Origin of the sequence: Corynebacterium mendelii (assembly GCF_017307055.1) — a bacterium.
GTDB lineage: Bacteria > Actinomycetota > Actinomycetes > Mycobacteriales > Mycobacteriaceae > Corynebacterium > Corynebacterium mendelii.
This window is the reverse complement of sequence record NZ_JAFLEQ010000008.1, coordinates 35,164-61,587: the sequence shown is the minus strand read 5'-3', so window position 1 is coordinate 61,587 and position 26,424 is coordinate 35,164. Positions and strand designations below refer to the sequence as shown.

Sequence of the window (26,424 nt, the reverse complement as noted above, 5' to 3'; positions counted from 1 at the left end):
CGAAGCTGCCGAACATGCCCAGCGCAAGAATATGGAGATCGCATCGAGATTAAGAATCGGATCGACAACTCGTGCCGCTATAGCTTCGGGCATGTGGTCCCAAGACAGTGGAAGCTGTTTCCCCGCTCTTTCAAACCGCGGACGTCCCGGGCTGAAGCTTCAAGCATTCAGGAGGGCGAATGTACTTCATAAACTCGAACTCGGCCCGCAGATCCGTAACGTTCTCGCAGTGTTGGATGCATCCCAGTCGAAAGATAGCCATGCCGGCATTGTGAATGGATGGACTGCGATCGAAGCACTCGTAGTGGGACCGGAAGAAGCAGATTATTGTGGCGCAGAAAGGTTTGCGTACATTCTTGCGGCCAGTTATTTCAGAACTGAACTGATATGGATAGCGAAGAATTATGGAAAAAATATGCAGACTCCGTAATGGATGGGCAGCCCAGTATTGAGAGGGCGAAAATTATGGCTGGTTTTATAAAAGAAAATCGACCCATGGGAAAGCTGAGCCACGTAGATCAATTATCCGTCCACAAGATGCGCCGAGCCTTGGAAAATCCCCACGATGAATTTGCCAAGACACAGCAAATACTGGCCCAAGAGTTCAGCCGCTTCTATCGAAAAAGGAACTTGATTGTTCATAGCGGGAGAGTGCTTGACCATGACATTGAGCAAACCGCCGATAAATTACTCCCCCTCGTTGCCAACGGAATTGATCAAATTTTCATCGCAGACATGCAATATGGGATATCCCCTACGGCTCTCGCCGCAAAGGTCAAATTCCGGGCTGGATGCCTGCCGGAAAAAGGAGGACCAGATGAACATCGTTTGGTTGAACTACTCGAACCCGAGAAAAAATCGGACAGCACATGACCGATAGAACTGCCATGGCTGAGGCAGGGACACTACGTGGACCTCGCCACTAGCGGGGTGGCTGGCCCAAGGACCTTCACGATTGCGGTTTATCTTTCGGGGAGATGCCACGGATATCGTCAAGGGATGACCTTGTCCGGGGCCGAAAGAATTCGGCTTGTTGGTGTCTCCAGTACTCGCCCGCGTCTTTTCAAATCCTCCTGAAACACCTGCGTGCATTTTTTGAACAACTGACGGAAAAATCAAGGACCGTGAACGTGCGGAGTCGGGTTTTTTGGTCGTTCAACCTATCCTGTGTTCAGTTGCAGCAGCAACCGGTGCGGGTATCGCCGTATTCTGTCGCTCCGGGGTGGATTTTTCACCCCGAAGTTGTGGGTACTTCACTGCAGCGCGGGGGCGGTGCACTCTTTAAAAGTTCCCATGGTTGCCGTAATAAGCAGCCAGTACCCCTTATGGTCCATGTCCCAGCCTCAGCATGTCATCTTGGCCACGCTAGCGGGCCATCATTCGCTAGCCGACTACGATGGCAGCTCCCACACGTTCCGACTGTCACTGAAACGGTGTTTTCCGAGCCTCTCCCGAAATTCGATGCTCCCCTGACTCGCTGGCCGTCCACACGCCCTGTTGAGCCACCTGTATGGTGCAACACCCCCACCGCGATGCCGGAATCTCATTTCAGGGTGTGCTGGAGTGTCTGACCGAACCCCGCTACGCGTCGACCGGTCACACAGCCGCGGAGCAGGGCGACTCGTGGCGGCCGATCCTGCGGCTGCACCCCGGCGCACCCGGCTGGGTGGCGCAGCTGCGCCAGGCGGAAAACCTGGGTGCGAGAATCGAGGTGTTCCAGGGCTTTGCTGTTCCGGCCCGGCGGCATGCCGCCGGGCGGCACACGGTTACGTCCGTACAACACAACAGCACCCGGATGCGGTGGGGAGGTTTCTCCGCCGGTGCATCCGGGTGCTGTCTTTGTGTGTGCGCCCGGAGGGATTCGAACCCCCAACCTTCTGATCCGTAGTCAGATGCTCTATCCGTTGAGCTACGGGCGCGCGTTGCATTCTGCAACGTTGGAAAACACTACACCGGCGGCGCACACAACACAAACACACCCCAAAAAACCAGACCTGACCGGCAGATATGCAACCATCACCCGCATGTGTCCGGCGAAGGGATGCGGCACGGATTTTTTCCACATCGCACCCCACGGCAGATCACCCGACGGCACTGTTGTCGCGGGTGCGCGCCCGGGTGGCACAACAAACGGCACCCGGGAACTGGAATTGATGCCAATGCTTAAGTCCAGGTCCCGGGTGCCGGTATTCGGTGCGCCCGGAGGGATTCGAACCCCCAACCTTCTGATCCGTAGTCAGATGCTCTATCCGTTGAGCTACGGGCGCGTATTCATTTGTCGACGGAAAGCGGGAAAACCGTTGTCCGGTTTTTCTGCTCCGCGCAGCGGAGGCGAGAGGATTTGAACCTCCGGTCCGCTGTTAGGCAGACAACTCATTAGCAGTGAGTCCCAATCGGCCGCTCTGGCACGCCTCCAATTGTGTCGGATGCTGGTGTCGCGGGAAAAACGATGTTTTGCCCGTGCAGCGCCTGACCCGGCCATAGTACCCGCTAAGGTGCAGTTGAGGCAAAAAGCCGGGTCAGACGGTCATTGCCGGGCTGGTGGCGGGATGAGCCACGCGGCGGCCGGAACACCGGGACAGTCTGCGTTGGTAGAATTTGGCCCCATGAGCCTCACCATCCGAAAAGATCTCGGGAACATCCCGGCCTATGTTCCGGGCAAACGCCGCGACGACGCGCTGAAGCTGTCGTCGAACGAGACAACTCTTCCGCCGCTCGAGCACGCTGTCGCCGCCATGGCTGAGGCTGTCGCCGGGGTCAACAGGTACCCCGACATGTCGGTCGACGGGCTGAAAAAAGCCCTTGCCGCCCATCTGAAGGTCAGCTACGACCAGGTGACCTGCGGCTGCGGTTCGTCGGCGCTGTGCCAGCAGCTGGTGCAGGCCACCTGTCGGCCGGGTGATGAAGTGATCTTCGCCTGGCGTTCTTTTGAGGCCTACCCGATTTTCGCCATGGTCACCGGAGCCACCCCGGTGACAGTGCCGCTGACCAAAGAGCACACCCACGATCTTGCGGCCATGGCTGCCGCGGTCACGGAGAAGACGAAACTGATTTTTGTCTGCAACCCGAACAATCCCACCGGCACCACGGTGACGAAAAAACAGTTCACCGATTTCATGGCCGCCATCCCCGACCATGTGGTGGTCGCCCTGGATGAGGCCTACTTCGAATACGTGCGCGACACCGACACCCCGGTGGCCACCGAAGAGATCAAAAAATACCCCAACCTGGTGGGGCTTCGGACTTTTTCCAAAGCCTACGGGCTGGCCGGACTCAGGGTCGGTTACGCCTTCGGCAACCCGGAGATTATCTCCGCCATGGAGAAATGCTCCCTGCCGTTCGGCGTGAACTCCATTGCCCAGGCCGGGGCTGTGGCGTCCCTGGAGGCCACCGACGAACTGCTTGCACGCACCGAGGACACGGTTGTGGAACGCACCCGTGTCGCCGAGGCCATTGGTGCGGTGCCCAGCCAGGCCAATTTCGTGTGGTATCCGGCCACCACACCGGAAGAGGCGAAAAAGGTGGCCGACAGCCTGGCCGCGCAGGGAGTGCTGGTGCGCTGCTTCCCGGAGGGGGTACGCATCACCGTCACCGTCGCCCCGGAATCAACCACTCTTCTTGACGCCTGGGACAAGGTGGGCAAATAAATGACCGGTACAACTCCCCCCGCCCCGAAAGATCCCTGGAGTCTGGGCATCGCCGTCCAGGATGACACCACCTTCGCCGCCGCCTGGCGCGGTGAAGTCAAAGGTATCCAGCTTCTCAGCCCCGGCCACGACCTGCCGGAGGTGATGCGCAGGATCAGAACCCTGACCCCCGACTGCCCGCCGGTCACCGTCACCCTGGTGGTTCCCATCGACCGCGGTATCCCGGAAGCGTTGACCGATGCGATCGACAAAGAAGGCCTGAACGCCTACGGGGAACCGGAGATCATGGCCGAGGGCCTGGCCCTGTGGCATCTGGCCCGCCGCCAGGCCGACCAGCTCGACGACGAACCCTCCGCCATGGTGATCAGCCGTGGTCAGCGCTACACCGTCTACGGCATGACTGAACCGGAAGGACCCAAACAGCAGCCGCAGCCGCTGTTTGAACCGGTTGCCTGTGACGCCGACAGCCTGGCCGACACCATTGACATGGTCGCCGACGAAGTGGACACCGAAAAAACCGATCTTCCCGTCGCCGTGGCTGTACTGGAAGACGAAGCTCTTCCGGGCTATGCCGCAGAGATCGCCGATATCGGTTTCACCATCATCGAACCACCGCTGAAACGCCGCCACTTCACCATCGCCGATGTCTCGGCCGGCTGCCTGCTCAATGCCACCGACCCGGTGGGCCCGCGCAATGCCGGCGACAACCGGACGACAACAGGTGATGCGGCAGTATCGGGCACACCCACTGTGGCCTCCCCGGACACTCCGCTGACCGGGCGGCCCGACAGCGGCGCGACAACAGACGAACTGCTGCCGAAACCGACCAGAAAACTACCGCTGATCCTCATGATCATCGCGGTGATCGCCCTGGTGGCGATGGTCATTGTGGTCGGATCGCTCGGTGGCGGACACTAGCGGCCAAAAACGACCGCACAGCCCCGGTATCCCGGGGCCACAACGACTACCCCGGAGGACCTGCGGCCCAACTCCCCGTGACCCCGGATCATCGGCCCGGCCCTGCCGTTGACCCTCGGGTTTTTTCGCGGTGGGGCGACACCGCGCATGCGACGACACGACAAACCGGGGTCAGCAAGCCCTCGAACGAGAACAGAAAAAATGCCCCCGGCACAGCGGCGATGCGTGCCGCATCGCCGCGCCGCTTATTTCGGCTGGTTCGTAGGTCCCGCCAGAGCAACATCCGGCGGTTGATGAACAAGCAGTGGAGTCCGCGGTCCCGGAGACAGCCGTCCAGCGCGCACTCCCGACGGCGGGAATGAGGCTTTTACCAGGTCGAAAAAATAGGTGGCGGGCCGTCAGTATCCCGGCCCCCTGGTGGGCGGTAATCCCCCGGACACAGCACGCAGTCCGGGCATTCCCTTGGTGCGCCATTACCAGAAATAGCAATAACCCCGGTGATGTCCGTCTAAAACGCAGGGATCGCTCCGGGGCTTTCGGCGTGGAGCCTACCACTGATTGGCCCGACTTCGTCGGTTGCGTCCGAAAAAAGCGGTGTGACGCGGGACCCGCAGGCGATGCAGTGACAACAGCGAAGATACTGCCCTGTATGTCGTTGTCGAATCAGTGTCCACCTATCGTGGATACGACACCACGATCGCCACCGTCACCAGTCACAATGATGCGTCCAATTTCACTGGACAAGATCATTGTTCCTTCGTTGGCACCGGTATGGAGCGCAACGATGCCCGAAACAGTGCTTCTTCCAGCTGCTGCCGGCGTGAAGCCGACCAACTGTGTGAGGGGTTCCAGTTCGCCGAAACCCAGACCGGACCAATCACCTCCGGCTGGTTTGCGGCCGGAAAAATCTCTCGCCGCCGGTGGCTGATGGAACGCTGCTGGCGTGTGTGGAAACAGTGTGGCTACCGCAGCATAGTGCGGAAGATGCAGCGACCGGCGAATAGGGGAACTGCCCCGTCACAGGCGTATTCGCCGGTGACGGGGTTGACCATGGGCAGCGCATGAGGCAGCACCAGCGGCCAGACGAACACATATCAACAACAACTTTCGTCCTGTCACCCCGAAATCACGAGTGGCCGTTTGACCACCAGCCGTGCTGGGATCAGTGTTCGATAAAGATTAAACACGTCAGTCACGTGTGGTCAGTAGCACCGGAACAAAAGTCGCTGTGCGTTACTGGCCTGTATGCCGCAGGTAGCCGACCGGTTGGACGATGCCCTGGATGACATTTCCGGCCCCTAAAGCCGTGCCCCTGTGATGTTGTAGTCGTCCAAACCCCCGACGAACGGCATCTAGCGCCCAGCACCGATACACCAAGAGGGCATCAGGGCCGCCTGGCACCAACGACCACCGCGGCCGGTTGCCGACCAGCCGCACAACACAGACCAATAAAATATGGCCGCATTCACACGGTTCAAGAATTGTGCTTTGGACAGAAGCATCTTCCTACCCCTTTGCTCCCTCTGTCTCCCGCGGCCGACAGCCGAAAAGTCCCCGGGCGTCGGCCCCATGCCCCAGGCTCTGCGCAACTTCCCGTCCTCCTGCTTCGGGTTTTCCACCAACCGCCCTGGAAAAGATAATTGGGTCGGAAAGCCCCTCTTTTCTCCCGGACCAGCAACAACCGGAGTCAGTCGAAAAGCCACCACACACAACACCGCGCCCCCGAATCCGGAAAATACCGGACCGGGGGCGCCTGACTACGCTGGCGTGAGCAATAGCTCAGCGTTGTCCTACAAGGTTTCCACCATCAGCAGCTGGTGATTCAGCGGGCGTTATCGAACCATTCATTGGGCAAGATGCTGAAATACAGCCCCTGGGTTTCCCTCTCCCACAACAGCCCGATTTCTCCCGTAGGAAGCTGAGTCATGCACTGGTAGACATAATGCGCCGGATTGAAGGTTCTCCGGGCGACCCAGCTACGGCCACCGTCGTCACTGACCCGCAGTACCCCGCGTCCCCGGTAGGGCATGAGCTGGGCGGCATTGGCGAAAATAATCCGCTCCGGATGAGTGGCGGTAGGGGCATTGATGCAGTTGGGTTGGCAGAAAATCTCGTCGATGTCGTCAACAAAACTCACCTCGGACCATGTCTGCCCCCCGTCTTCTGAGACAGCCTGGGCGACTTTGCCAACCTCATTCTGGTTACGCATGAGCATCAAAACACTGCCGTCTAGACGCTCAATGACCGTAGCTTCATGCGTGGCGGCCTGCTCGTCGGTGAAATCTTTTGAGTTGATCACCTGGTTGTTGAATATCCGCCCGTCGTTGGGGGAGCAACCGCGTTTCCAATTGTTTCCACCGTCATCGGAGTAGATCACCGCGCAACTGAAACTACGCCTGTTGGCAGTGTTGTAGTAGACAGGGATCAGCAAACGCCCAGCATGGGGGCCGTGGGTGAGTTGGATACCGTTTCCTGGACCGGTGCCTAAAAATGGCATCCACTCTTCTTTAACCTGGTGGTTGAGGTTCCGCGGCGCCGACCAGCTCGCCCCATCATCGTCAGAGTGAACAATCTGCAGGAAACTGGTGCGGGCCGTAAGCAGTGTTTGATTCGGGTCGACACCGTCACACAGGAAAACGTTGCCCCCGGGTTGGTTGTCGGCGCCAACGGTGACATCACCGTTGTCGGCCACTTTAAATTCAGTCAGTTCGCCGGTGTCGGTGACGGTGACGGTGCCATCCGCTTCCCAGGTGTAGGCAACCCCGGCGGCATCGAAAAGCTCGAAACGGCCGTTATTGTCGACTCCGATCCCCGGTTCATTGTTGGGTTGGCCGACACCACCGGGGAAATGATCAATCACCACGAAGATACGGCCGGTGTTGATGTCCTGCACAGGACAAGAATCGATGACAGAGGCACCGTCCTGTCCCTCTCCGGGATATGAGATCACCTGCTGAAGATTATCCCAGGTACGCCCGGAGTCGAAGGACCGGCGGATGACGAAATTGATCGAGTTGGGGGCATCATTGGCCACGGTCTCACGCTGATCGGCACCAGCAATGACAACTCCGCTGGCAGTGGTCAGAAGCGAAGGGATTCGGTAGCTCACCGAACCGTGAAACCCACGGTCGAACAGGCAGGCTGTATCGACCGGAACCACCCCGCTCAACCGTTTGATCTGGGCATCATTGAGCGCCGTATCGAAGATTGCGGCGTTACGGACCTCCCCAAACAGCCGCAGCCCCTGGGTGTCCTGGCCGATGACCACCCGGTCGATACCGGTGACATCGTTGAAAAACGCCACACCCGGGCAGTGGGCTTCCAAATAGCCGTCAACGTAAATGTCCACGGCACCTCGAGCAACACGGATGGCAACGTCCACCCACTCACCACCATCGAAGCTTCCGGATGCCCGGAAACTCCGCAGCCGCCCCTTGGTGCCCTCCACTTCGTACAGAATTCCATCTTCATCGACAGAGAGCCGAAGTTGTTCTCTACCCGCACCGCTGGCGGCGAGAATGACCCCGCCCTGTCCCCGACCGCGGGTGCGATAGCGCGCGAAGACGGTTCCGGTGCGCAATTCCCCGACATTTTCCACATCGTAAGGCGCCAGCCCACTGGCTGCGAATTCGATCATCGGCTCCGGTTCCACGGCCCGGGCGAGCACTGCTTCCGGAGACAACTGTTCATTGTGGACGCGCACCTGGGTGATTGACAGTCCCGGGGCCTCTTTCATCCGGTAGCAGTCACCTTCAACCACCTCGTCGGGGCTTAAGTTGGCCGTTGACGAGAAGCACTGGTAACCATCCAGGAAGATCCTGCTGCCGGCAGGCCCCGACACGATGGCCACAGAATGGGTCGCACCATCACGGACATTGACGGTATCTTCCATATCTAAAAATACCGGGGCAGTGATGGTTTCGCCTTCCAGCAGCAACGAAGACGCGGCTACTTTGAGCACCCATCCGTAGGTATCACCCCCCAGTGCAACCAGGTCAGTGTCCGTGGTGGTGGAAAAATCAAAGGAAATCGTCGACGAGCCTGTGAAGGGCTCGGCTACGGCAACGGAAAACATGAGTGTCTCACACTTCGCTTTCTAGCAAGAGAAACAACAATAGGATCGATATTTTTTGGCGGGGCGACTGAGCGCTGAGCACCCCGCCGTGCTCTGTACCCTCGCGGAAAGAGATACACAGCACCGCAGACTGGATGAGTCTCATTTGACCTTATGCACGGCGCACTACTTCAGTCCTGATGTGACCACCTTCTCCCAAGGACCAAGCACATACTGTTTTCTACGTTTTTCATGTAGCGCACCAGTGCCACCGGCAGTTGTGGTGTTGTTCGCTTGGGTTTTAACGGATTTTTCCCACCACCCTGAAGCAACTCGGCACTGACCACAACTGCTCACTGCGCCCCGGTTCTTCTCGAGACCATCCGACTGGGCCAAGGGAAGAACCTGACTTTAGTGAATTTCAGTGGCCCCGTAGTGCGTGAGCCATGTGACCGGCACCTGACTGAAATACAGTCCCTGCCATTCACGTTCCCAGAAAAGACCAATGTTGCCATTGGGAAGCATCACCATGGCCTGGTACACATAGTGACCGTCATTGAAGGTACGGGCATGGGACCATGTTCGGCCGCCATCGGGACTCATCCGGATAACGCCCCGCCCCCGGAAGGGCAGCCGGGCGCTGGCATTGGCGAACAAGATAGTGGACATGTCATCGCCAAAAGAGATGGCATTCGGCTGGCTGAAAATCTCCGGGACACGGTCGTCGAATGTTGGTTCACTCCAGGTTTCCCCTCCATCTGTCGAACGCGCGACACCCAGTTTCCTGCCCGGGTTGAGGTTGCGCATAAAAAGGGTCAGCTCATTGGCGCCGGTCTGAACGACCGTGGATTCGTGAAGCGAGGAAAGCCTGTTGGTCGCATTCTCAGCATCAATGATGCGGCCCCGCCATTGTCTGCCATCGTTGGGGGAAGAGCCGCGCGACCACGTCTCGCCGCCATCATCGGAATAAATCACCGCTGACGAATAAACTCTGCCCGTCCGGTTGGAGAAATACACCGGAACCACTAACCGGCCATCGTGCTCGCCGCCGTCTATTTGGATGGCAGTTCCAGGCCCTGTGCCTATAAATTTCATCCATGGTTCTTTCACCATCTGGCTTATCAGCCGAGGGGAGGACCAGGTTTTTCCCTGGTCATCGGAGTACAAAGACACCATGTAGGCTGTCGGCTGCATGAACAGTCCTAGTGGCACTTCCGACGATTTGCTCTGCGCATCGTAGATGGAGTTCAGTTCAACACCATCGAGAAAAACAGTGCCATCCTCGTCGATTGTGTACCCGGTAATCTGCCCATCGTCTGTTTCAACGGTCCCTTCCTCGTTGAGGTGGTAGCTGGTGTCTCCGGGGCCGTCGAGTTTCAATCGGCCCTGATCATCAAACCCGGTTCCACGTGCATTGTTGGGCTGACCGACCCCTCCCGGAAAAAGATCCACCACTGCAACGATCCTGCCGGTGTTTTTATCCTCCATAAAGACCGAATCGATGACACTGGCTGCTTTGCGGGCATCCCCCGGAAGGTCGATCAGGACCTGCAGTGGTTCCCAGGTTTGGCCAAAATCCGTGGACCGTCGGATTGTGAGATTAATATCGTTGGGACTGTCGTGTGCATCAGCTACCCGCTGATCAGCACCAGCGATAAGGGTGCCGGCTTGAGTCAGCAGCAGTGACGGTATCCGGTAGCTGGCGGCTCCGTTGTAGCCGATATCCATCAAAGCCAGTTCTTTCGGCTTGTCGTAGCCGACAATGGTCTGGATCTGCGGTGTGCTGAGCACCTGTCCGTAGATTGCCACCTCGGCTCCGGAAACCTCTATCCCGTCAACACTGGGAAGGGAACGTGCATCGAGCTGGCCGGTCCCCACGTAGGTTCCGTCCGCGTATACCGTGACCCGGTTGTTGTCGAAGGTCACAGCCACACTGTCGGGGGCATAGCTACCCCAATCACCGTCAAGGCTGATACTCGATCCCCCTTGACGCACGACAAGAGCGGACTGGGTGATTTCCACTTCGGATACCGACGTAGCGCCTCGCATCAAACGGAAAATGACCGGTGTTGACACCTGTTGCGGACGAGCAACTGCCGTAAACGCTTTCCGGTGAATAATCTCCTGCGTGGGTTCATCCAAAGTGGTGTCATCCGACAGCACCGCGACAGCATCGGGCTTGTCAGTCAAACGTTGAATCTGTGCTTTTCCAAGAACCTCGTCATAGACGGAAAAGACACGGATGGTTCCATCAAATAGCCACTCCACCCCGTTGTTGTCCACGTTGGCCCCGAGAGTGAAGGTATCGGGGTGAGTCAACGAATCGAAAAAACCGAGGCCGGTTGTCGTAAACATCTGTTGCCCATCAACCCACAGCCCCGTATTGACACCATCAACTGTCACCACAGCGGTATGCCAATGCCCGTCGTTGAGCGAATGGGCGTCTTCCGCATCGGCTTGTGAGATGTAGGGGCCGGAGTTGCCTTGCGAATCCCTCACCTCCCAGTAGAGGTGTCCGGAGTTAATTGTCAACGACATGTTCCGGGCCCCGGCCGTGGAGTCGGAAACGCTAAAGAGCGTCGCAGCCTTCGCATTTGCGTTGGTTTTAAAGCTGACCACCACACTTCCGCGGGAAAGTGACGTTACTTTGGAAAGCTGGTCGGAGAGATCGTGGGTGGCTGATCCCGACAAGTCAACAGGTTGCTCGAGAGAGACCAGCGGGTCAGGGGTGCGCACATCGGTGGCCATTTCCGACAAGGAATAAGAACCGGGGGTGGGCTGCTCGGCTTGTGCGGGAAGCCACACTGATGTGAACAAGGCACAGGCCGTGGTTACGGCAGTAACAGTACGAAGCGACAGGTGTTTTTTATTCGTTTGCATTCTCACTCCAACTTTTAGACGAAGGGAAATTTGGTGATGAAACAAAACAGTGACGCCGGGGCGACACATCGTGAGTTGGACTGCTCTTTGTAACGCGCAATGCTCAACTGGTGCCACACGGCCACGAAAATATCGTTTGAACGCGCCTTTTACTCCAGTTTGAGAGGCTTTTTCCCACACAGCACATTCGTTGACACGCGGCACTGAATCTATATTTTTCGATCAACTGGACAGCATTCGCCGTGCTGATCCGAAGAGATCCAGATATCAATGACCCGCAATCAGCGACCCAGCCGGAGCACGATGTTTGTTCTTTGTGGCACGTTTCTTTTTTGAGAAAACAGACTGCCGACAACCGTGGTCTTCTTTAGCCCCACCTCCTGGCGGCAACAGCTCTCTGCTGGCCGCCATGCGCCCGGGAGGGGGAATGATACATTCTTCGGTCCCGCACTGTTTGCTGTGCGGGACCCGGTGCACTACTTGATGGAGCCTTCCGACAGGCCAGCGGCAATGTGCCTTTGAATAGCCATGAAAAACAGTACGGAAGGAATGATCACGAGCACGCTGGCTGCCATCATCGCACCCCAGTCCAGCACCTCCGAACCCGTTAAGGAGTACAGAGCAACAGCCACCGGCATTTTACTGGTGGAGTTGATGAACAACAGGGCGTAGAGGAACTCATTGAAAGTGTTGATGAAGGTGTAGACAGCAGTAGCCACGATGCCGGGAAGGATCAGGGGACAGGCGATTTTTGAAAAGACTCCGAAAATACCCATTCCGTCAATAGCGGCTGCTTCCTCAATCTCGAGTGGGACTGTCTGGAAGAAGCCGATGAGCATCCAGATCGCGAAAGGAATTGAAAACGACAGGTACGCGATCACAAGGCCAACATAAGAGTTGATCAGGCCCAGTGACACCATGGTCACGGTATAGGGGACAGCCAGCAGGATCGGCGGGAACATGTAGGTCGTGATCAGCATACGAGTGAGGTACTTACCGACTCGCGGGAAAAAACGTACGATGCCGTAGGAGCCGAGCAAGCTAACCACCAGTGTGATAATGGTGGACACGGTTGCAATCACGATCGAATTCCTCATGTTGTAGAGGAACCCAAGTTCATTGATCACTGTGTCATAGTGATCAAGGGTGAAGTCGCGGGGAAAGAAGTCCAGGGGATGCTGGGCAAGTTCACCTGCTCCCTTGAAAGAGGAGAGAATGATCCACAACAGCGGGAACACTGCGATGATGGACAAAATGGTCAGGAAAACGTAGTTGAAAATCAGGCCACCTGGATGGACGCCAACACGTTTTTTCATGGTTTAGCCACGCTCCTTTTCCCACTTGTTGAGCAACTTGAACGCGCCACTGGCCAAGATCAGCAGGAAGACCAGAAGCAGCACGGTAATGGCGGATGCAGAACCAAGCAGACGCAGGTTCCAACCGGTCTGGTAGGCGTAGATCGGAAGCGTTGTCGTCAGCTTGCCGGGGCCACCACCGGTGAGCAGGTACAGAATGTCGAAATTGTTGAACACCCAGATCACACGCAGAATCACCAGCAGGCCGATGACTTCTTTAATGTGATTGACGGTGATGTAAAAGAACTGTTCGATATTGGATGCCCCGTCAACCATGGCAGCTTCATACTGCTCCTGCGGAATTGTCTTCAGAGCCGAGAGAATATTGACCATAAACAGTGGGGCGCCAAACCAGATATTGATTCCGAGCACTACCCAAAATGCAATGTCCGGGTTCGACAGAGGAGCGGCGTTGGTCTCGGTGATACCCAGGGTGCTGAGCAAGCTGGGGATAAAGCCGTAGACGTCGTTGAAAATCCACTTCCACACAAACGCCAGGATGATCGGCGGGAACGCCCACGGAATGATCAACATGGTGCGGTAGAAACCGGAGAAACGGGGCAGCCGGTTCAGGGCGAGTGCGGCGAACAAACCAACCAACAGCTGCCCCAGCATGGACAGCACAGTCCATTTCACCGAGTTGACGAAGGCGTACCAAAAGTCGGAAGAACTCAACAACAGGGTGAAGTTGTCGAATCCCACGAAATCGTAGTTGACGCGGATGAGATTTTTATTTGTGAATGAGAAATAGATGGACGATAAAACCGGGTAGATCAGCAGCGCAACGACGAGAAGCACTGCCGGCGAAACGAAAAGGAAGCCCGCGAGCCTCCTCTTTTTGCTTGCAGTCATGATGTGTCAACCTTCACATTGGTAACTGGGACGAACGATTCAAAACAGCCAGCTTTTTCGACTTGTTCCCGTGCAGCGATTTACCTGTTGGCCCGACAGCGCCGTGGGTGCTGTCGGATTTGTTTCCGCCAGCTTGGGCAGAACAAGGATCGCGGGGGCTAGCCGAGAGCTTTTCCGATCCCTCCCCCGGGGCCAGTTGGAAGGCCCCGGGGACGGAACGAAGATCAAGCAACCTTCTTGGAGCGGCTTTTACTGAACGCCAGCCGCTTTGAACTGCTGGTTGAGTTCGTCTTCAGCTTTCTTTGCAGCATCGGCCGGATCAGCGCCATCAAGCACAATCGACTGCATCATGCGTTCGATGATGCCCTGGCTGGTGAGGATGCCAGCCTGAACGGTGGGACCATTTTCCATTCCGATTGCGGATCCAACAGCAACCTGGTCAGCAATAACCTGAACTGAATCCTGGTATTTTTCGATGGTCTCGTTATCGAGGTACTTCGGGTTGTCGTTGATGTCTTTCATCGCGGGCAGCATGCCACCAGGTACCGAGTGAAGGAACTCAATGTACTCGTCGTCATCGTAGAGGAACTCCAGGAACGCTTTGGCGGTACCGGCGTTATCCGATGCACGCCAGACAACCATGGCTGCGTTGGTCACCTCTGCCGGGTAGTTGGATTTGTCACCCTTCGCAGCAACCGGGAGGGGAGCTGCAGCAACTTTATCGGCCAAGTCGGGACGGTTCTTTTGTACGCCGGAGATATGGAAGCCGGAGTTAAAGTCAAAGGCGGTCTTGCCCTGGTAGAACAATGTGGCCTGGTCAAGCACGTTGTAGTTCACCGATCCCTGCGGAGAGGCTTTCTTGAACATGTCAGTCCAGTATTTGATGCCTTCCATCGCTGCCGGTGATGTCAGGTTGGCGGTGCCGTCATCATTGAGCAGGGTCTCGCCCTTGGAGCGCACGTAGAAATTCAGGAACCGAGTGGCCTGAAAATCGTTGGTACCCATGGGAACAGAGATGGCGTAGTTGTCCCCGTCTGAACCAATCTTGTCAACAGCAGCGTTGAGCTCATCCCAGGTTTCGGGGACATCCAGGCCATTTTCTTCCAGGATGTCCTTGCGGTACCACATCACCTGGGCGTGGGAGTAGATCGGAATGGAGAAATTCTTTCCGTCCTGCTCGCCTTCTTTGAGTGACGGTTCGAAGAAGCGGTCACGACCCAGCTGGTCAATGACATCCCCGATGGGGGTTAACGCGTCAGCGTTGATCATTTCCACTACCTGTGTCGGCAGCGCGGTTGAAATGTCCGGCACCTGTCCGGAGGTCAAGCCGGTGGTCCACTTGGTGTTGAACTCACCCCAGGAGAATTTTTCGATGGTGATGTTGGTTCCGGGATGAGCTTTCTCGAACTCGGCGGCCTTCTTGTCCATCCACTCAGCACGGGGCCCCTGCGTGAACGACGACCACATCGTGATGTCGCCCTTGATGTCATCACCAGAAGCAATTGGCACGTTTTCGTCCGAACTGCTGCCACCACCAGCGCCGCAGGCGCTCATTGTCACAGCAGTGGAGATTCCCACCAGCACAGCGGCGGCTTTTTTGAAAGCATTTCGCATGTTTGTTTCCTTTCAGACTTCGGGTTTTGTGAAACCCCAGTCACATCTTTCGGGCAGCGCAGTCACAATTGCTGTTATCCCTTTTACGTCAAATTTTCCAACTTCAGCGTCGCGCTTCGTCATCTGAACAACACAGGCGTGGAGGTCTGTTCGCAGCCACGTTCGTGCTGATTGTTTTTTTGCCGATCATCTCGTGGAGGCGGAGTATGAAAACCCTGGACCACCCGGCAACGCTGAAAAGGTTGTAGTGCGTCCGTATTCCTCCCTCCATAACCGGCGACATACGACTCGAATGATGGTGAAGAAGTTTTTTGCGGCTTCCCGCCACGGGAACCCGCATCCCGGCCACCGCCGGATGCTTGCCTTTCACTGGACGGGAAGACCACAAACGAACTGCAGATTCGCTCAGCGAGCATTCCCCGGCCCCGTGGCAGGAACCCACCGACACCAGCAGTGGCGCCTCGCCTACATCCCCGCCAGTGCCCTCAGCCCTGGAGCACCAGCCAAGTGCCGTAACCGTCTGACACTTCACTGCTGTAACGGACACCCACTGTGTCACCGTTTCCGGACAACCACGTGGTGCGAACTAGCCGGAGCCGCAGAAACAAATCCCTAACTGAATCTGGCACCGCATGAACTTTCTCGCCGCATCCGCTGATGAGTCTAGACGACTTTTTGCTAAAAATTGCCTAACTCGTCATATCGGTTATGGGCGAGAGTGTACATCACGAAAATGAACCAACTGTGTCCCGCGCCACTAAAATAAAAATAGAAACCTGCCCCCGAGAAAAATATAGTTCAAATCCCCACATAGCAAAAAAGACCATTAGTGCAGGTAGTAGCCCCTCATAGGGCAAACAATTCCATCTGATACACCCCCTTCGGGGGGTGGCATTCGGACTTGTCCCTAGTGAGGTTTTTCACATAATTTTCTGCTGAGTGCGGCCCGGGAAAAGGCCGCACAAAACCCCACTTGTCAGACATGTGGGATTTTCCACCTGCGCCCACGGGGCGAAATTCGCCGCCACATGGGCATGAAAAAATCCCCGACTAGAAACATAGTCGGGGATCCCTTTTGGCGGAAACGGCGGGATTTGAACCCGCGGATGATTGCTCATCGCTGGTTTTCAAGACCAGTGCATTCGGCCGCTCTGCCACGTTTCCATTCGCCGATAATCTACCCTATCCACCCACCGGTTCGTCAATCAGGTCGGTTGCACCGGCCCGCAGACGATCACCTCACCGACACCCGTGCTTTGTGCCGGTGCAGGAAGGGACAGGCTGTTTTTTCTACTTACTCACACCCCCGCCGCAGGCCGCCCCTGCCAGAGCACACCCGCCGGATAGCTGCACAATCTCGGCTAGGGTGGTGCCATGAAAGCAATCCAACTGGCAGACAAAGACGACAAAACCTCACTGACCCTCACCGAGGTCCCCGATCCGGTACTCACAGACGGCGAGATCCTGGTGGAGGTTCACGCCGCCGGAGTCAACAGGGGCGATCTGTTGCAGGCCGCCGGTTTCTACCCGCCGCCGAAAGGCGCCTCGGAAATCATCGGCCTGGAATGCGCCGGAGTGGTCATCGACTCCAACGGAACCGATGTCGCCGAGGGCACCGAGGTGTGCTGTCTGCTGGCCGGCGGGGCCTACGCCGAAAAGGTTGCCGTCCCGGCGGAGCATGTTCTTGCCCTGCCCGAGGGATATTCCTTCACCGATGCGGCAGCCATCATGGAGGTGGCCTGCACGGTGTTTTCCAATCTGGTGATGCTGGCCGGGATGAAGCAAGGCGATACGGTTGTCATCCACGGCGGGGCCGGGGGCATCGGCAGCTTCGCCATCCAACTGGCCGCACAGATGGGCTGCCATGTCATCACCACCTGCGGGTCGGAAGACAAAGAAGAGTTCTGCCGGAGGCTGGGGGCGGATGAGACCATCAACTACCACGAGCAGGATTTCGCCGAGGTGGCCACAAACAAAGCCGATGTCATCCTCGACATTATGGGCGCGAAATACCTGGACAAAAACATCAGCGCCCTGGCCCCGGACGGCCGGATCGTCATTATCGGCATGCAGGGCGGGGTGAAAGGCGAACTCAACATCGGCAAGCTGCTGGCCAAACGCGGCACCATCATCACTTCTGCGCTGCGCTCCCGGCCGAAGCAGGACAAAGCGGACATCGTGCGGGCCACCTATTCCGCGATCTGGCCGCACCTGGCCGACGGCTCGATTGTGCACCAGACATCACAGGTATTCGATCTTGCCGATGCCGCCAGGGCACACGCCCTTATGGCCAGTGGCGACAACACCGGCAAGATCGTGCTGCGGGTGAAATAGTTTCCCCGCCCTTTTCTGCGGCCACCGGCTGTCGGGCAGTGCTTTTTCCCGGGCGCCCCGCGGCGGTTGGCTTTAGCCGGGTGGCCACCAACCGCTAGGGTATGAACCGTGTCAGATTCCGCCCCACTCCATGTCAGAGACGTCGATATCGACCGGATGATCGCCGCCCGGCCCGACGAGGCAGTTCCCAGTGACTCGCAGACCCTGAAAGCCGCGTGGCGTGATTTGGTGCGTGGTTTCGGCCAGCACGAATTGTGGCTGCAGCTCGGCTGGCAGGACATCAAGCAGCGCTACCGGCGTTCCACCCTGGGTCCTTTGTGGATCACGATTGCCACCGGGGTGATGGCTTTCGCCCTGGGCATGCTGTATTCGGTGCTGTTCCGCATCCCGGTCGCCGAGTTTTTGCCGCATGTGACCGTGGGGCTGATCATGTGGTCGTTCATCTCCGGGGCCATCAAGGACGGCGCCGAGATTTTCATCGAGAACGAGGGCCTGATCAAACAGTTGCCGTCGGCGTTGTCGGTGCACGTCTACCGGCTGGTGTGGCGGCAGCTGCTGTTTTTGGCCCACAACATGGTCATCTGGGTGATTTTGATGGCTGTTTTTCCGCGCAATCTCGGCTGGCATGCGCTGCTGGTGATACCGGCGATGGGGCTGCTGGTTGTCAACGGCGTGTGGGTGGCGATGTTTTTCGGCATTGTGGCCACCCGCTACCGCGATGTCGCCCCACTGCTGGAAGCCCTGGTGCAGCTGTTGTTCTATGTCACCCCGATTGTGTGGACCACCCAGACCCTCACCGACCAGGGCGGACAGATTTCCGAACGGGCGAAGCTGGCGATGCTCAACCCGCTCTACCACTACCTGGAGGTCTTCCGCGCCCCGCTGATCGGCGCCCCGGTCCACGCCTACAACTGGTGGGTGGTCATCGGCTGTACCGTCGGCGGGCTGGTGATCTCCCTGTTCGCGATGAAAAAGTGGCGCTTCCGCGTCAGCTACTGGGTGTAGAAACCATTGCCCGCAGGTTTCCGCCCCTCACGGTGTGCCCGGTGCCGGCTGGAGGTGCCCCACCGGCGCTTTCGCGCCCGATGGGGTTGAATGGAAGCCACGACGCGGCGGGTTTTCCTGCCCACCCCCACCCCGGAACTTCCCCGATATTTCCTGGAGCACCCCTTTTGCGACGCGTATTTCTGGCCGCCACAACGGCACTGGCATGCACGGTCACCGGTATCTCCCCTGCCCCGGCGGCACCTGTTGTCCCGCCACCGATCGATGTGGCCGCCTTTTTCGGCAGCGCCGGCCTGGTGCCCCGCCCGGCACCCGCCCCCGCGGCCGGCACCGACGAGACCGGCGGTACCGGGCAGGCCCGCGATGTGATTGTCACCCTGACCAACAACTACCGGCGGGCACACGGGCTGGCGCCGCTGCACCCGGATGAGGGGCTTACCGCCGGGGCGCAGCGGTGGAGCCGGTACATGGCCGACACCGGGGATTTCCGCCACAGCAATTTCCACGGATACGAAAATGTCCGCTGGCAAAGCTGGGCGGAGCCGGCTGCCGTGGTGGAAGGCTGGAAACGCTCCCCCGGGCACAACCGCAATCTTCTCCGCCCGGAGGTCACGGCCGTCGGCGTCGGGGTGGCCCGGGCCGCAAACGGCAACTGGTATTTCACCATGCAACTGGAGTGACATCCCACCGCGGGCGCCCGCCGGCAGCTGGGTGCCCCGGCCGCCGGCCGGGAAGATAGACTCAATCTCGGTGTTCCCCCACCGCAACCGACGACACCGACATGGAAGTGACGGTTTTCAACAAAACCATGGTCGCCATCGACACCTACAACGCCTGCGTCGACTTCCCGATTTTCGACGCGAAATCCCGCTCCATGAAAAAAGCCGTGTTGGGTGCGGCCGGCGGGGTGGTCGGCAAAAACGATCACGACGTGGTTATTGTCGATGCGCTGCGGGATATCAACCTGCATCTGCAGGAAGGCGACCGGGTGGGGCTGGTCGGCCACAACGGGGCGGGCAAATCCACCCTGCTGCGGCTGCTCAGCGGAATCTACGAGCCGACCCGCGGTTCGGCGGTCATTGACGGCCGGGTGGCGCCCGTCTTCGATCTGGGCGTGGGCATGGATCCGGAGATTTCCGGCTACGAAAACATCATCATCCGGGGTCTTTTTCTGGGGCAGACCAGAAAACAGATGAAGGCGAAAATGGATGAGATCGCCGAATTCTCCGAACTCGGCGAGTTTTTGTCCATGCCGCTGCGCACCTATTCCACCGGCATGCGCATCCGTCTGGCCCTGGGGGTGGTCACCTCCATCGAACCGGAGATCCTGCTGCTGGATGAAGGTATCGGCGCCGTTGACGCGGCGTTTATGACCAAAGCCCGGAAAAGACTGCAGGAGCTGGTGGAGCGTTCCGGCATTCTGGTGTTCGCCTCCCACTCGAATGATTTCCTGGCGCAGCTGTGCGATACAGCCATCTGGATTGACCACGGGGAGATCCGCTCTGCCGGGCGGGTCACCGATGTCGTCCGCGCCTATGAGGGTGACGGGGCCGCCGACCATGTGCAGCGGCTGATTGACCGGATGGTCGACGATGACGCAAAGGAGCGGCTTTCCCGGCAGGCTGAGGCGGCCGCGGGAATTGTCTTCAGCGACGGCGGCCCGCACGACGGTGACCGCCCGGACGACAGTGACGGCCCGCGCCCCGGTGACGGGCCGATGAAAATCCACCGCCGCTAGGGGATCGCGCCGCCGCGGGCATACCGGACAGGCGGCGGACCGGGTGCTTCTGTGCTGCCCGCCCAGGCTGGTGGTGCCGCAGCCGCCGCGGGGTGTTTGCCCTCGTCCCGCCCCACCGGCAACACCCCCGCCAATGGGGTATAACCGGCGGTTTCACCGGACCCCGACCCCCACTTTGTGGACAAGGTTATCCTACCCATATAGCTTGGGTTTTCATCCGTGCACCCGCGCGGGATGCCCGCGGTGCGGCTCCCGCTTGATCTGCGGTGTGCGGGTGCCGGCGGGTGTGCCCGCCGTTTTTCGTCTCGTCCATGCCGGACTGCTTTCCACCGACAGATTAAGGATGCCCCATGACCGATCGACCACTGTTTCGTGCCGTAGCGGGTGCGGCTGCCGCCTGCTGCCTGGCCGCGGCCGCAGTCTCCTGCAGCGGCGGGGACACTGCCGCACACGACCCGGCCACCGCAACCACGGCGGCCAGCGCCTCCGCCGGCGCCCCGGAGACGGGGCAGAAAAAAGAGAAAACACATCTGTCCTACGGACTGGCATCCGTCGGTGGTGCCGCCACCACCGATCCCCACGGACAGTTGTTCTCCTCCTCGGACTGGGCGCGGCTGACGGCCATGTACGCCCAGCTGGTTTCCCTCGGCGAGGACGGATCGGTGCTGCCGTCGCTGGCGAGTTCGTGGACCCCCAACGATGACGCCAGCCAGTGGACGTTCACGCTGCGTGATGACGCGACATTCTCCGACGGGTCGCCGGTCACTGCCGCCGATGTGTTGTACTCGATCGGCCGCATCCAGGACAAAGCCGCCGAAAACGGCGGCCGCGGCGGACAGTTGGACATGGCGGCATCCTCCGCCCCCGACGAGCACACGGTCGTGCTGGTGTCCTCGGCCCCCGACGCCGAACTGCCCCGCAACCTGGTCTCCGGCAGCTTCATCGTCAAAGACGGCACCACCGACTTCGATCAGCCGGTCAGCTCCGGGCCGTATGTTCTCGACAGTCTCGACGACCAGACCGCGCGGCTGCACGCCCGCGACGACTGGTGGGGTGGCCCCCTCGGTGTCGACGAGTTGGAGATCCGCGGATTCGCCGACCCGCAGGCAATGTCGCAGGCGGTGATCTCCGGTGCGATTGACATGGCTTTCGGCGTGCAGCCGGCCACCGCGAAATCCGCCCAGGCGGCCGGCCTTGAGGTCACCGCCCGGCCCGGTTCCCAAAGCGTTCCGCTGCTCATGCGGGTCGATACCGCGCCCTTTGACGACAACCGTGTCCGCGAAGCCGTGAAGCTGGCGATTGACCGGCAGCAGCTCGTCGACACCGTGCTGCTGGGCTATGGCACACCCGGCGCGGACATGATCAGGAACGGGGCCACCGACCCCGCGGTGCCCGATCTGCCGCCGGTGCCCCACGACAGCGCGAAAGCACAACAGCTGCTCGCCGACGCCGGGTATCCGGACGGCATCGAGGTGACATTGCACACCTCCACCGCGTTCCCGGAGATGATTCCCCTGGCTGCCGCGGTGAAAAACCAGGTCGCCGACGCCGGTATCACGGTGACCATCAAAGAACACGCCGCCGACCAGTACTGGTCGACGGTCTATGGCACAGAACCTTTCCTGGTGGGCTACTACGGTGACGCCGAATCCTTTGCCACCCTCATCCGGGCGACCGTGCTCAGCGATGCGGCCTACTCGGAAACCGGCTGGGCGGACCCGCAGTTCGACGAGCAGTTCGCGGCCGCGATGGCCACCACCGATGACACCCGGCGGCAGGAGATGCTCGGGGAGCTCTACCGCCGGATGGCCGAGGAAGGCGGCTGGGTTGTGTGGGGATTTTCCGACCGTCTGACCGTCCACCAGCCCACCATCGACGGTGTTGAGCACGCCACCAACCCGTATGACGTCACCACGATCACGGTCGGTGACTGACCGGCGGCCGCATCCGCTTGTCACGGCGCTGGCGCGGTGGGCGGCCGGCATGGCCGTTGTGTTGAGCGCCCTGTTTGTGCTGGTGGATGCGCTTCCCTCCGACTACGCCGGCCGGGTGGCCGGCGCCAACGCCACCCGCGCCGAGCAGCTCCGCGCCAGCTACGGCCTCGACGCGCCGGTGACCGTGCGGCTGGTGCGGTGGTGGGCGGGTATTGCCCGCGGTGACGCGGGGGTGAGTTTCGTTGACGCGCACCCGGTGCTGCCGAAGGTGGCGCACCGGTTCATGATGACCGCGGCCATCGGGGTGCCGGCGATGCTCATCGCCGTCACCGCGGCCGTTGTCGTGGCCTTCGCGCTTGCCTGGCTTGACCACACCCTGCCCGGCACATGGCTGTCGGTGGCGGTATCGGTCATTGTCGGTCTTCCGGAAGTGGTGCTGATTATCGCCCTGGTGCTGCTGGGTGCGGTGTGGCTGGGCTGGGTGCCGCCGGTTTCGCTGGTCAACCCCGCCATCCCGCTGTGGCGGCAGCCGACGATCCTGCTGCTGCCGGTGACCGCCCTGGCCGTGCCCCACGCCGCGTGGGGTGCCCGGATGCTGCGCGGCAGCGCCGCCGACGTGATCTCCGGGGATCTGGTGGCCAGTGCCCGGCGGCGGGGCGTCGGGGTGTGGCGCATCGCCGTCCACCACGTTCTGCCCCGCTGGCGGGGCCCGATTATCCAGGTATCGGCGATGCTGGCGGCGGGAATTATCGGCGGCAGCGTCGTCGTGGAGGCGCTGCTGGCCTATCCGGGGCTCGGCCAGCTGCTGGCCTCGGCTGTCGCCAACCGGGACACCCCGACAGTGCAGGCGGCCGGGGCGGCGGTGGTGGCGGTGTCCCTGGCGCTGCTGACCGCCGCCGACTATGCGGCCACCCGTGCAGAGGAGTCGTAGAGCCACCATGATTGCCGCCCGGAAATCCACCCACGCAGTGCTGTGGCCGCTCGTGGTCCTCGCGGTGCTGCTGCTGGTGGTGTGTGCCGCGCCGCTGGCCGCCCCGCACCCGGTCAGCGCGCCCGTCGGCCCACCCTGGTCGCGCTTTAACGGCGGTGTGTTCGGCACCGATGTGCTCGGCCGTGACGTGTGGTCGAGGGTTGTTTCCGGCGGCGGGGCACTGGTGTGGCCGTCGCTGCTCATCGGCTGCGCAACCACCCTGGCCGGAACCACCATCGGGCTGCTGGCCACCCAGCTGCGGATACTCGACCGGGCACTCGGCGCGGTCACCGCGGTCACCATCGCGGTGCCGGCGACGGTGATTGTGTTGTGCTGTGCCGTGCTGCTGCCGTCCATCCTGGCGGTTGCCGCGGTGATGGGGGTCCTGGGGGTGGCCATGTGCGCCAGAATCATCCGCGCCGCCGCCGGGCCCGTCCTGGCCACCGAGTATGTGCGGGCGGCCCGCCGCCGCGGCGAGGGGCCGGTGTATATGGTGTTCGGGGAATTGATGCCGGCGCTGTCCTCGACGGTGATCTCCGACGCGGCGGTCCGGGTGCTGGCCAGCCTGCAGCTGTTGTCGGCGCTGCATGTCCTCGGTTTCGGGCCGCCGCCGCCGGCGGCGGACTGGGCGGTGATGATCCGGGAGAATCTGCCCGGAATCATGCTGTCACCGTGGTCTGTGGCAGCCCCCGCCCTGGCGCTGACGGTGGTCAGCATCGTCATCATTGTCGCTTTCGACAGGCTTTCCGCGGCGGTGACCCCCCGCAGCGCGCCCGCCGCGCGCCGGGCCGCCGGACATCCGGCGGGCGGCGCAGCCGCCCCGCCCGGCGGCACCGCGCCGCTGATCGAGGCCGTCTCCCTGGTGGTCGGGGACCCGCGCTCACCGCTGCTCACCGTCGACCGGCTGGTGCTCTCCCCGGGCCAGATCCTCGGCGTGTGCGGCCCGTCGGGCTGCGGGAAAACCACCCTCGCCGAAGTCCTTGTCGGCGCCCAGCGCCCCGGGCTGGCGGTCAGCGCCGGTGTGCTGCGGCTGGCCGGCCGGCCGCTGCCCGCCGCCGGCCGTGCCCGCCGGCGCCTGCGGCGGCGGCTTGTCGGCTGGTCCGAGCAGGATCCGTCACGCACCCTCGACGGGCGGCGCACCGTCGCCGATGTGATCGCCGACGGCCGCCGGTCGGTGCGGGAGACCACCCCACATCTGCGGCGGCTCGGGCTGGATGGGTCCTTCGCCGCAAGGCGGGCGTCCAGCCTGTCCGGCGGGCAGGCGGCGCGGGTGTCACTGGCCCGCGCTCTGGCGCACAACCCCCCGCTGCTGGTCCTCGACGAGCCGACCGCCGGATTGGATGCGGCCACCCTCAAGATGGTCACCGCCGCGATTGCCGACTACGCCGGGCGGGGCGGGGCGGTGCTGGCCATCAGCCACGACCACGCCTGGCTGCGCCGGATCACCGGCACCATCATGGCCGTCAACAAGGACCGCACCGTCACCGCCCACACGCCGCAGCCGCCCGCCGCCGGCGGTGCGGACACACCCCCGGCCCCGCCGGCCGGGCCGGTGCTGCGGGCCTGGCACGGCATCACGGTCGCAGTCCCCGGCACACCGGTGGCCGACCCGTGGGATCTGACCGTGCACGCCGGGGAGATCATTGCGCTGTGCGCCCCCAGCGGGGCGGGCAAAACCTCGGTGCTGCGGGCATTGGCCGGCGACGCCCCGGCCGGGGCGGTGCGTGTCACCGCTATCCCGCAGCCGGTCGACGGGGCCACCGGCAGCGGCCCGGCCGACACCCACATCATGGTGCAGGATGTTGCCGGGGCGCTCAACCCGGGGCGCAGCCTGCGGGCACAGGTTGCCCGCCAGGCCCGCACCGTCGCCCGCCTGCGGCGCGCCGACGCCACGGCGCGGGCGGACGCGGTTCTTGCGGAGCTGGGCATTACCGCCGCCGTGGCCGGCCGCACCCCCGGCGAATGCTCGGGCGGCCAGCGGCAACGCGCCGCACTGGCCCGGACGTTGGTCACCGACCCGCGGATCATTATTCTCGACGAGCCGACCACCGCCCTGGATCCGCACGCCCGGCAGCTGGTGATGGCCGCGCTGGCGGCCCGCGCCGCCCAGGGTGCGGGCATTGTGCTGGCCACCCACGAGGCGGACACCGCCGCGGAAGCCGACACGATTATCCACCTGCCGTCGGCGGAAGGCGGGTAGCCTTCCCCTGCGCACCACAGCTGCCCGGCCGGGCCCCGGCCGGCGGTACCGTCGTCCGGCCCGGCCGTGGCCCGGGCGGCAGCCGGGATTTTTTTCAGCGGCCGCCTCCGGTGTCCGCCGCCAGCAGCGCCGCATACACTCCGTCGGCGGCCGCCAGCTCATCATGGGTTCCCTGCTGCACCAGGCGGCCCGCGTCGAAGACGAGCACCAGGTCGCACCGGGCGGCAAACGACAGCCGGTGGGTGACCACCACCACGGTGGCGTCTCCGCGCAGCCGGGCCAGGGCTTCATCGATGTGCTCACGGTTGACCCGGTCCAGGCTCGCGGTCGGTTCATCGCACAACACAACCGGGGCTTTTTTCGCGAATGCGCGGGCCAGCGCCACCCGCTGTTTCTCCCCGCCGGACAGGCCCTGCCCCTGGTCCGTCAGTTCGGTGTCGGCTCCGGCGGGCAGCCTGTCGAGCACCGGCCGCAGCCGGGCCCGGTCAACCACCCCGGTGTCCTTGGCGGGGTGGGCGGTGTTGAGCCAGATATTGTCCCGGATGGTGCCGTGGAGCAGGGTGGGTTCCTGGAACACCATGGACACGGCCGACTGCACCGCGGCAGAGCCGATCGCCGCGGCGTCGTGGCCGCCGACCCGGATGGTGCCCCGGTCCGGGTCGATAAACCGCGCCAATGCCCTCAGGAACGTGGTTTTCCCCGAACCTGACGGCCCGACCACCGCCACCAGGGATTTTTCCGGAATGGTCACGGAGACGTCGTCGAGAATTTTGTTCCCGTCACCGCCGGTGACCGTCACATGCTCGGCCTGCAGCCGGCCGTCGACCGGCACCGGCCCGGGGACAGCCGGCTCGGGCATGCCGTCGGCGGCCAGGAAATCACGCACCCCGGCAAGACTGGCCACCGCATCCCGGGTCGTCGCC

At 61.2% G+C, this 26,424-nt stretch carries 16 protein-coding genes, 4 tRNA genes and 1 pseudogene; 11 read left to right on the top strand and 10 right to left on the bottom strand.

The window, feature by feature from the left end; translation table 11 throughout:
• Positions 1-430, top strand: a pseudogene (locus tag JZY06_RS03605) (hypothetical protein); the annotation flags it as partial.
• Positions 388-873, top strand: coding sequence for a hypothetical protein (locus tag JZY06_RS03600; RefSeq protein WP_207118453.1), 486 nt, complete (start codon positions 388-390; stop codon positions 871-873). The pseudogene JZY06_RS03605 and the gene JZY06_RS03600, both read left to right, overlap by 43 nt.
• Positions 874-1,846: 973 nt before the next feature.
• Here the strand turns inward: JZY06_RS03600 and JZY06_RS03595 are convergent.
• The 3 genes from JZY06_RS03595 to JZY06_RS03585 form a co-directional block, all read right to left on the bottom strand.
• A tRNA-Arg gene (locus JZY06_RS03595) sits at positions 1,847-1,919 on the bottom strand.
• A gap of 275 nt (positions 1,920-2,194) precedes the next feature.
• Positions 2,195-2,267 (bottom strand) — tRNA-Arg (locus JZY06_RS03590).
• 59 nt (positions 2,268-2,326) lie between these two features.
• Positions 2,327-2,415, bottom strand: a tRNA-Ser gene (locus tag JZY06_RS03585).
• A gap of 191 nt (positions 2,416-2,606) precedes the next feature.
• On the opposite strand from JZY06_RS03585, the gene hisC reads away from it, so the two are divergent.
• Positions 2,607-3,647 carry a histidinol-phosphate transaminase gene (gene hisC, locus JZY06_RS03580; RefSeq protein ID WP_207118452.1) on the top strand — a complete coding sequence of 347 codons (1,041 nt, stop codon included), beginning with the start codon at positions 2,607-2,609 and terminating at the stop codon, positions 3,645-3,647.
• Positions 3,648-4,565 carry a hypothetical protein gene (locus JZY06_RS03575; protein ID WP_207118451.1) on the top strand — a complete coding sequence of 306 codons (918 nt, stop codon included), beginning with the start codon at positions 3,648-3,650 and terminating at the stop codon, positions 4,563-4,565. It begins immediately after the preceding gene.
• A 1,822-nt stretch (positions 4,566-6,387) separates the two neighbouring features.
• Here the strand turns inward: JZY06_RS03575 and JZY06_RS03570 are convergent.
• From JZY06_RS03570 to JZY06_RS03545, 6 genes are all read right to left on the bottom strand, one after another.
• On the bottom strand, positions 6,388-8,640 hold the full coding sequence (locus tag JZY06_RS03570) for a sialidase family protein (protein WP_207118450.1): 2,253 nt from the start codon (positions 8,638-8,640) through the stop codon (positions 6,388-6,390).
• 390 nt (positions 8,641-9,030) lie between these two features.
• Positions 9,031-11,703 (bottom strand): exo-alpha-sialidase, encoded by a 2,673-nt coding sequence (locus JZY06_RS03565; RefSeq protein ID WP_207118449.1) that lies wholly within the window; start codon positions 11,701-11,703, stop codon positions 9,031-9,033.
• 272 nt (positions 11,704-11,975) lie between these two features.
• Entirely contained in the window at positions 11,976-12,815 is an 840-nt protein-coding gene (locus JZY06_RS03560) for a carbohydrate ABC transporter permease (RefSeq protein WP_207118448.1), read from the bottom strand.
• A 3-nt stretch (positions 12,816-12,818) separates the two neighbouring features.
• Complete coding sequence (locus JZY06_RS03555) at positions 12,819-13,706, bottom strand: carbohydrate ABC transporter permease (RefSeq protein ID WP_207118447.1); 888 nt, start codon at positions 13,704-13,706, stop codon at positions 12,819-12,821.
• Between the two features lie 249 nt (positions 13,707-13,955).
• Positions 13,956-15,320 (bottom strand): ABC transporter substrate-binding protein, encoded by a 1,365-nt coding sequence (locus JZY06_RS03550; RefSeq protein WP_207118446.1) that lies wholly within the window; start codon positions 15,318-15,320, stop codon positions 13,956-13,958.
• Positions 15,321-16,396: 1,076 nt separating this feature from the next.
• A tRNA-Ser gene (locus JZY06_RS03545) sits at positions 16,397-16,484 on the bottom strand.
• Between the two features lie 210 nt (positions 16,485-16,694).
• Here JZY06_RS03545 and JZY06_RS03540 point away from each other — a divergent pair.
• From JZY06_RS03540 to JZY06_RS03510, 7 genes are all read left to right on the top strand, one after another.
• Complete coding sequence (locus JZY06_RS03540; RefSeq protein ID WP_207118445.1) at positions 16,695-17,654, top strand: NAD(P)H-quinone oxidoreductase; 960 nt, start codon at positions 16,695-16,697, stop codon at positions 17,652-17,654.
• 156 nt (positions 17,655-17,810) lie between these two features.
• On the top strand, positions 17,811-18,659 hold the full coding sequence (gene wzm, locus JZY06_RS03535) for a galactan export ABC transporter permease subunit Wzm/RfbD (protein ID WP_207278721.1): 849 nt from the start codon (positions 17,811-17,813) through the stop codon (positions 18,657-18,659).
• A 167-nt stretch (positions 18,660-18,826) separates the two neighbouring features.
• Complete coding sequence (locus tag JZY06_RS03530; protein WP_207118444.1) at positions 18,827-19,339, top strand: CAP domain-containing protein; 513 nt, start codon at positions 18,827-18,829, stop codon at positions 19,337-19,339.
• Between the two features lie 128 nt (positions 19,340-19,467).
• Positions 19,468-20,397, top strand: coding sequence for a galactan export ABC transporter ATP-binding subunit Wzt/RfbE (gene wzt, locus JZY06_RS03525; RefSeq protein ID WP_207278720.1), 930 nt, complete (start codon positions 19,468-19,470; stop codon positions 20,395-20,397).
• Between the two features lie 350 nt (positions 20,398-20,747).
• Positions 20,748-22,331, top strand: coding sequence for an ABC transporter substrate-binding protein (locus JZY06_RS03520; RefSeq protein ID WP_207118443.1), 1,584 nt, complete (start codon positions 20,748-20,750; stop codon positions 22,329-22,331).
• Positions 22,300-23,262: an ABC transporter permease gene (locus JZY06_RS03515; protein WP_207118442.1), complete on the top strand. Its 963-nt coding sequence runs from the start codon at positions 22,300-22,302 to the stop codon at positions 23,260-23,262. The genes JZY06_RS03520 and JZY06_RS03515 overlap by 32 nt, the downstream gene beginning before the upstream one ends.
• The gene (locus JZY06_RS03510; protein WP_207118441.1) at positions 23,246-25,501 is read left to right on the top strand and encodes an ATP-binding cassette domain-containing protein; all 2,256 of its coding nucleotides are present in this window, start codon (positions 23,246-23,248) and stop codon (positions 25,499-25,501) included. Before JZY06_RS03515 ends, JZY06_RS03510 begins: the two co-directional genes overlap by 17 nt.
• A 94-nt stretch (positions 25,502-25,595) precedes the next feature.
• Here the strand turns inward: JZY06_RS03510 and JZY06_RS03505 are convergent.
• On the bottom strand, positions 25,596-26,424 hold an 829-nt coding region (locus JZY06_RS03505), incomplete at its 5' end, for an ATP-binding cassette domain-containing protein (RefSeq protein WP_207118440.1).